Here is a 6,761-nt window from a genome sequence, read left to right as displayed (position 1 = left end):
GGCCTCTTCGTCAGCCGCCCAGAAAAGAAGAGCAGCAAGAATAAGGCAGATGCGAAGAAAAAAAATCATCCGCACCTTTCTTCTGGTACTTCTGATCGCGGCGCTTCTTGCCGGAGCAGGAGCCGCTGTGGTTCTGATCAAAAAGACATTTTTCCGGGGACCGGTACAAAAGTACAGTGTTTCCAGAGAATTTTCAGACTCCCAAATAGCCGGTTCAGAAGGAAAGGCAGATGGTTTTGCGGCAGATCTGTGTGTGGTTTCCGGAGACACTCTTCTGGATACTGTAGCCCTGGAGGAAGATCAGGAAGGACTTCTCCTGGATATAAAAAACAAACAGGTATTGTATTCCAAAGGAGCCTATGACAGAGTATATCCTGCCAGTATCACAAAGATCATGACGGCGCTTCTTGCATTCCAGTATGGAAATATGGAAGATGTGGTAACCATTTCAGAAGAAAACATTACTCTGGAAGAGGGGTCACAGGTGATCGGTTTCCAGGTGGGAGATAAGGTTACTATGGATGAGCTGGTACACGGACTTCTTGTGTATTCGGGAAATGATGCAGCGTCAGCCATTGCCACTCATATCGGAGGATCCACAGAAAAATTTGTGGATATGATGAACAGCTATGCAGCTCAGCTTGGCTGTACCGGAACTCATTTTACAAATCCTCACGGTCTTCAGAATGAAAACCATTACACAACACCCTATGATATTTACCTGATGCTGAAAGAAGCATTGAGATTTCCGGAATTTACCCAGATCACTCAGCTTGGCTCCTATACTATTTCCTATAAAAGCAGCGACGGAACAGAGATCAATACGCCTCTGACTGCAACCGACCATTATCTGACCGGAGAAGCAACTGCTCCCAAGGGTATCACCGTACTGGGAGGAAAAACCGGAACCACCAGCGATGCCGGAAACTGTCTGGCTCTTTTAAGTCAGAATGCTTATGGCGATCCTTATGTTTCCATTGTCATGGGCGCATCCACTAAGGAGCTTCTTTACCAGCAGATGAGTTCCCTCCTTGAAAATGCCAACGCAAAATAAAAAACTTAGAAAAAACACAATTTTTTCAGAATTAGGCATTGAATTTTATGATAAAATGCACTATAATTGAAACATATTAATAAAAGTTTTTGTTAAAAATTAATATTATATTGTGTCTAAGGAGGAAAACAGGATGGTTGAACTGATCGTAGGAAAGAAAGGCAAGGGCAAAACAAAAGTACTGTTAGACAAAGTGAACGGCGCAATTAAGAATGTAAATGGCAGCATTGTTTACTTAGACAAAAGCACAAAGCACATGTATGAACTGAATAATAAGATTCGTCTGATCGATGTTTCCGGATATCCGATCATCAACGCAGATGAATTTGTAGGCTTTATCTGTGGAATTATTTCTCAGGATCATGACCTTGAGCAGATTTATCTGGACAGCTTTTTAACCACAGCTAAACTGGAAGGTCTTGATATTTCCGGTACTCTTGAACAACTTGAGGAAATCGGAGAAAAATTTGGTATTTCCTTTATCATCAGCGTATCTCTTGATAAAGAAGAAATTCCGGCTGAATTTCAGGATAAGATTGCAACAGCTTTATAATATTTAATTTTTATAAAACTACATATAATGGGGAAGGTTTTACAGGAGTTTTGCCGTTGGGCAGGGCTCCTGTTTTTTAAAAAACAAAAGGACAGATATACAAATGATGAAAAATAAATGGAAAATAACAGCGGCTGCAATACTAGGTACTGCCGGTATTCTGACCGCAGGATATTTATACTGGTGTACCACGCTGGATGATAAAGTGATCTGGAAGGATGTTTCCATAAACTGGGTTGCATTACAGGGAAAAACAATAGAAGCTGCAGAAAAAGCAGTACAGGAGCAATTCAAAAAAGATTATCAGGATTCTGAGATCACCGTATCCCTTGCAGAAAAAAACTATGAAGTAAAAATTTTTCCGGTTCTTTCTCTGAATGCTTCCAGAGAAATCAGAGAAGCCTACAGACCCGGACACGGAAAATGGTATGTCAGAGGTATGGACAAGATTAAATTAAAAGATCAGGAACCCGTTTCTCTGGAAATCCTTCCGAAAGCTTCTGAACCGGAAAAGCTGGATGAAGCAATCCGGAAAACAGGTATTGAAAAAGTAAATACGGTAAAAGAAACTACCTGGGATCAGGATAAAACTTCTAGAAAATAATTATGCAGTAGTTCCGTCTGTACAGGGAGTATCCTTTGACGTAAAAGAAGCAGAAAAACAGCTGAAACAGGCAGATGAGGGCGCTGATGTAAGAATTTTTTTTGCCATCACTGAACCGGAGCTTTCAACAGAACAGCTGACCTCCATGCTTTATCGGGATGTGCTTGGAAGTTATACCACTTACGGAGGAGGAAGCAGCGGCCGGATCGCAAATATTCAGCTGGCATGCGAAAGCCGTAATGATGTGATTCTGAATCCCGGAGATACATTTTCCTACAATGATACAGTAGGAGAAAGAACCATAGAAAGAGGATTTCAGTCTGCTCCTGTCATAGCCAACGGACAGCTGGTTCCGGGAATCGGATGGGGAATCTGTCAGGTTTCCTCCACCCTTTATGCAGCCTGTCTCAATGCAGGTCTTGAGATTGTGGAGCGATATCCCCATTCAAAGCCTGTTGCCTATATTCCCAGTGGGTATGGATGCTACCGTGTCCTGGGGAATTCTGGACTACAAATTCAAAAACAACACAGAATATCCGGTTAAAATACAGGATTCTTATGCAAATGGAGCAATTTTTGTGCAGATCCTTGGTACCAGAGAAGGATAAGAAACGGGAGGATATCAGTCCTCCCGCAGTTTTACCGCTGTGGCTGCCTGACGCCGTCTGGCATCGTCTAAGGCCGCATAATGCTTTTTGGTTGTATTTACATCCCTGTGGCCCAGAACGTCCGCTACAAGGTAAATATCGCCGGTTTCCTGATAAAGAGCCGTACCGTAGGTGCTGCGCAGCTTATGAGGGGTGATCTTTTTTGTGGTCGTAATTTCACGGGAATATTTTTTTACAAGGTTTTCAATGGCCTGCACACCGATTCGTTTTTTCTGGGAAGAGTAGAAGAGGGCGTGTTCATGACCGGAGAGAGGAACAATATTTTCCCTGACTTCCAGATAATTTTTCAGTGCTTTTTCTACCTCAGATCCAAAGTAAACAACCATTTCATTTCCGCCTTTTCGCGTAACCTTAATCCCGTTATTTTTAAAATCAACATCTTCAATATCAAGTCCCACACATTCCGAAACACGGATCCCGGTTCCTAGAAGCAACGTTACAATGGCAAGATCCCGTTCCTTTGTTTTTTCCCAGTAAGCGCGTTTCTGTCCGGTCAGCGTATCCCCTGCATGTTCAATATGATCCAGAAGCAGAGCCACCTCGTCTGCATCAAGACGGATAATGCTTTTTTCATGGATTTTGGGTACATCTACAAGCACGGCAGGATTTGTCTCAATCATTTCCCTTTTATAATAATAGGCGTAAAAGCTTCTCAGAGCAGAAATTTTCCGTTTTAGGCCGCGTTCACTGTTGGTTTCCATTTTATCGCCGTTATGGTTATGGTAAACCTTCAGATATTCCTGATATTCCTCAATGTCAAGAGCCTTTACCTGATCCAGTACATTTACAGAAAAATCAGTCATGGCTTTATCCTTAAAAGCAGGGTTGGTATCCAGAAGGAACTGAAAAAAAATGCGGATATCATAGGCATAGGAAATCCTTGTTTTTGTAGTGGTTGTTGCGTCAATGGCACGGAAATAATCCCTGCAGAAAGGCGGCAAAGTCGCAAGAACCTGACGAAGCCGCAAAGTATTTTCAATATCAGTATGTTCATGGTAGGTTTGTTTCGGTTCCATAAAAAATAAAACTCCTTTATTTAATAAAAATAACAATAACAGATGACACAAAAGGTAAAAAGTTCAGTGCAATCACAGGACATCAAATGTATCTGCACTGGAAAATACAAAATATACGGTGGAATAAAACACAACAGCACATTTACTGAAATTATGATTTTCAGTATAATTATACCACAGAAGTGGCTTTCCGGCAACATCTATATGAAAAACTCGGGTTTGTCGTATAGATATAGATGGCAATAACAGCCCCCTTTTTCCTGCTTTTCGGGGGCTGTTCTCTGATTCCGGTATATCATAAATAATACATAAAAAAATGCTTTTATAAATAATATCTTTTATATATAAATGATTCAGCCTGCCGGCCGGGTCACATAGTTCAGCGGATCTTTATGCACACCGTTTTCAATAATACCCAGATGTAAATGCGCTCCAAAGGATGTTCCCGTATTTCCTACATAACCGATCAGTTGTCCTTTTTTTACTTTTGATCCCTGTTTTAATCCCGGGGCAAATTTTGACTGATGCATATATTCAGAAACAATTCCGTCTGCATGTGTGATCTGGATATGATTTCCTGCGCCGCCGTTATTATGTCTGATCAAAGATATGGTTCCATCTGCCACTGCATAAATAGGCTCACCGGATTTTGCTGCAATATCAATTCCTTTATGATAGGTGGATGCCCCCGGGCCGGGAGCCTTTCTTGGTCCGAAATAACTGGTTATGGTTCTGTTTTTCGGATTCAGAGGCCAGCGGAAATCCCGGTCTTTATAATTTGGGATCCAGGCTCCGTCATTACCCACATAATGCTTAGCATCAACCCAGCAGTTTTTCTTTAAAATTCCGGTAGACGGCGCCAGGTAATATTTTTTGCCTCCTGAAGTGATCCAACCGGTTTTACGCTCTCCTGCTCTGTTCAGATAATAACTGTTTCCATCCAGGTTAAGCCAGCCGGTTGCAAGAAGCCCGTTATTCTGAGCATAATAGGTTTTTCCGCCAAGAGTTGCCCAGTGATTTCTGTACATTCTTCCCTGTCTGTTAAAACAGTACATGTTCTTTTGTAAGGTAACCTTCTGGAGATCATAGCGCACTCCCGTCCTGTTATTAAACAGATAACGATAACCGTCAATCGTCTGCCAGCCTGTCAGCATTTTTCCGTCATACGGCCGGAAATACCGGTAATAAGAATCCGGACGGTAAAAGCCCTGCACCAGTGAATAACGGTTTCCTGCATAATAACGGGAACCGTCCGTGTCGGTAAACCAGGCATTTCTCAGCTGTACGCCTGTTTTCCGGTCAAAAGCATACCAGTTTCTTCCAATACGGATGCGTCCTGCTCTTCTCCAGCCATTTTTGTCCACATAATAGCGTTTTCCATGATCCGTAACAATTTTGTTGCGGACCATCAGTCCCCGCTCCGTAAAGTAATAGGTTTTACCGTTCACTCTATGAAGCCCCGGCTTCGCTGCCCCTGTAACCGGGTCAAAATAATATCTTGCCCCTGCCGGAGACGTATACCAGCCTTTTATTTTTTTGCCGGAGCTGTCATAGTAATAATAAGAACCGTTGTGATTTACAAACTGCCTTGCAGTTGCTGCCTGTACAGGAGCAGCGCTGAAGCACATGGTTAAAAAACCGACAATAAGAAAGCAGATCACTGCACCTGAAAAGGATACTTTCTTTTTCATTTCATACGTCCTTCCTGTTATTTATAATATATGCTCGTCCAGAAGAATGGTAAACGGTCCGTCATTTACAAGAGATACTTTCATATCTGCTCCAAAAACGCCGTGTTCCACAACAGGAACTGTTTTCTGCGCCTCCCGGATCATATACTCATAAAGTTCCTCTGCCATATCCGGAGCCCCTGCTTCAATAAAGCTGGGACGATTTCCTTTTTTGCAGTTTGCATACAAAGTAAACTGGGAAACCAGCAAAAGCTCTCCCTCTACATCTTTCAGGGAAAGATTGGTCTTGCCTGCCTCGTCTTCAAAAATACGCAGTCCCAGAAGTTTTTTCAGGTACTTGTCTGCAATTTCCCGGTTGTCTTCTTTTCCGGCGCCTACAAACACCAGCAGTCCTTTTCCGATTTTGCCCACAGTATTTCCGTCCACAGTCACTTCAGCCTGCAGAACTCTCTGAATAAAAAGTCTCATAGCTGTTCCTTTCTTTTTGTTTTCTGAACATCAGTATACCATAATTTTACATAAATGTGTCATAAATTTTAAATTTTATTTTATCCTGAAAAAATACCGGGGAATCTGTGGATTCCCCGGTGCTGATAACATTCTGTTTCCTATTTGCTTTATCCTATTTTTTCTTGGATTCATCAAAAATCTGAACCGCATTAATAATAAGCTTTGCCGCATTGTCAAGCCCCAGCTTACCGCTGTCAATACAAAGATTATAATCCTTTGCAGAGCCCCATTTTTTATTAGTGTAGTAATTATAATAGCTGGCTCTGCTCTTGTCAGTTTTGATAATCATATCTTTTGCTTCCTTATCTGATTTTCCGTATTTGGAAGCAATTCTGCGGATCCTTGCATCCATATCTGCATGAATAAAAATACTGAAGCAGTCTGACCAGTCTGAAAGCGCATAATCCGCACAGCGGCCTACCATAACGCAGGGACCCTCTTCTGCCAGTTTTTTGATCGCATCAAACTGTGCCAGAAAAATCTTATGATTCATTGGCATATCATTGAATCCCGCAGAAGAATATCCAAAGGAATAAGTATCCATAACAAGTGAATACAAAAAACTGTTTGTTGGCTTTTCATCATGGTGTTCAAACAGCTCCTTACAGATTCCGCTGTCATTTGCCGCGCGCTCCAGAAGCTCCTTGTCATAACATTTAATGCCA

The 6,761-nt window shown here is 42.0% G+C and carries 9 protein-coding genes; 5 read left to right on the top strand and 4 right to left on the bottom strand.

What is annotated here, in order from left to right; genetic code table 11:
- The 5 genes from QVP40_RS05420 to QVP40_RS13970 form a co-directional block, all read left to right on the top strand.
- The coding region (locus QVP40_RS05420; protein WP_288200333.1) for a D-alanyl-D-alanine carboxypeptidase family protein at positions 1–1,054 on the top strand (1,054 nt) is incomplete at its 5' end.
- A 133-nt stretch (positions 1,055–1,187) separates the two neighbouring features.
- Positions 1,188–1,607, top strand: coding sequence for a hypothetical protein (locus QVP40_RS05415; RefSeq protein ID WP_022067472.1), 420 nt, complete (start codon positions 1,188–1,190; stop codon positions 1,605–1,607).
- Between the two features lie 103 nt (positions 1,608–1,710).
- Positions 1,711–2,211 (top strand): g5 domain protein, encoded by a 501-nt coding sequence (locus QVP40_RS05410; RefSeq protein WP_022067471.1) that lies wholly within the window; start codon positions 1,711–1,713, stop codon positions 2,209–2,211.
- Between the two features lie 145 nt (positions 2,212–2,356).
- Positions 2,357–2,755 carry a VanW family protein gene (locus QVP40_RS05405; RefSeq protein WP_022067470.1) on the top strand — a complete coding sequence of 133 codons (399 nt, stop codon included), beginning with the start codon at positions 2,357–2,359 and terminating at the stop codon, positions 2,753–2,755.
- Positions 2,700–2,819: a hypothetical protein gene (locus QVP40_RS13970; protein WP_442852282.1), complete on the top strand. Its 120-nt coding sequence runs from the start codon at positions 2,700–2,702 to the stop codon at positions 2,817–2,819. The genes QVP40_RS05405 and QVP40_RS13970 overlap by 56 nt, the downstream gene beginning before the upstream one ends.
- A 14-nt stretch (positions 2,820–2,833) precedes the next feature.
- Here QVP40_RS13970 and QVP40_RS05400 read toward each other — a convergent pair whose 3' ends face one another.
- The 4 genes from QVP40_RS05400 to QVP40_RS05385 form a co-directional block, all read right to left on the bottom strand.
- Entirely contained in the window at positions 2,834–3,895 is a 1,062-nt protein-coding gene (locus QVP40_RS05400) for a tyrosine-type recombinase/integrase (protein ID WP_022067469.1), read from the bottom strand.
- 353 nt (positions 3,896–4,248) lie between these two features.
- A complete protein-coding gene (locus QVP40_RS05395) occupies positions 4,249–5,586 on the bottom strand; it encodes a M23 family metallopeptidase (RefSeq protein ID WP_022067468.1) in 1,338 nt (445 codons plus the stop codon).
- Between the two features lie 21 nt (positions 5,587–5,607).
- Positions 5,608–6,054: a D-aminoacyl-tRNA deacylase gene (dtd, locus tag QVP40_RS05390; protein ID WP_022067467.1), complete on the bottom strand. Its 447-nt coding sequence runs from the start codon at positions 6,052–6,054 to the stop codon at positions 5,608–5,610.
- Between the two features lie 154 nt (positions 6,055–6,208).
- Positions 6,209–6,761 (bottom strand): AAA family ATPase (locus QVP40_RS05385; RefSeq protein WP_288200332.1); only part of this gene is annotated, 553 nt, incomplete at its 5' end.

The sequence above is a fragment of the Blautia sp. CAG:257 genome (assembly GCF_000433815.1).
Taxonomy (GTDB): Bacteria; Bacillota; Clostridia; order Lachnospirales; family Lachnospiraceae; genus Blautia_A; species Blautia_A caecimuris.
This window is presented reverse-complemented; position numbering and strand designations above follow the sequence as displayed.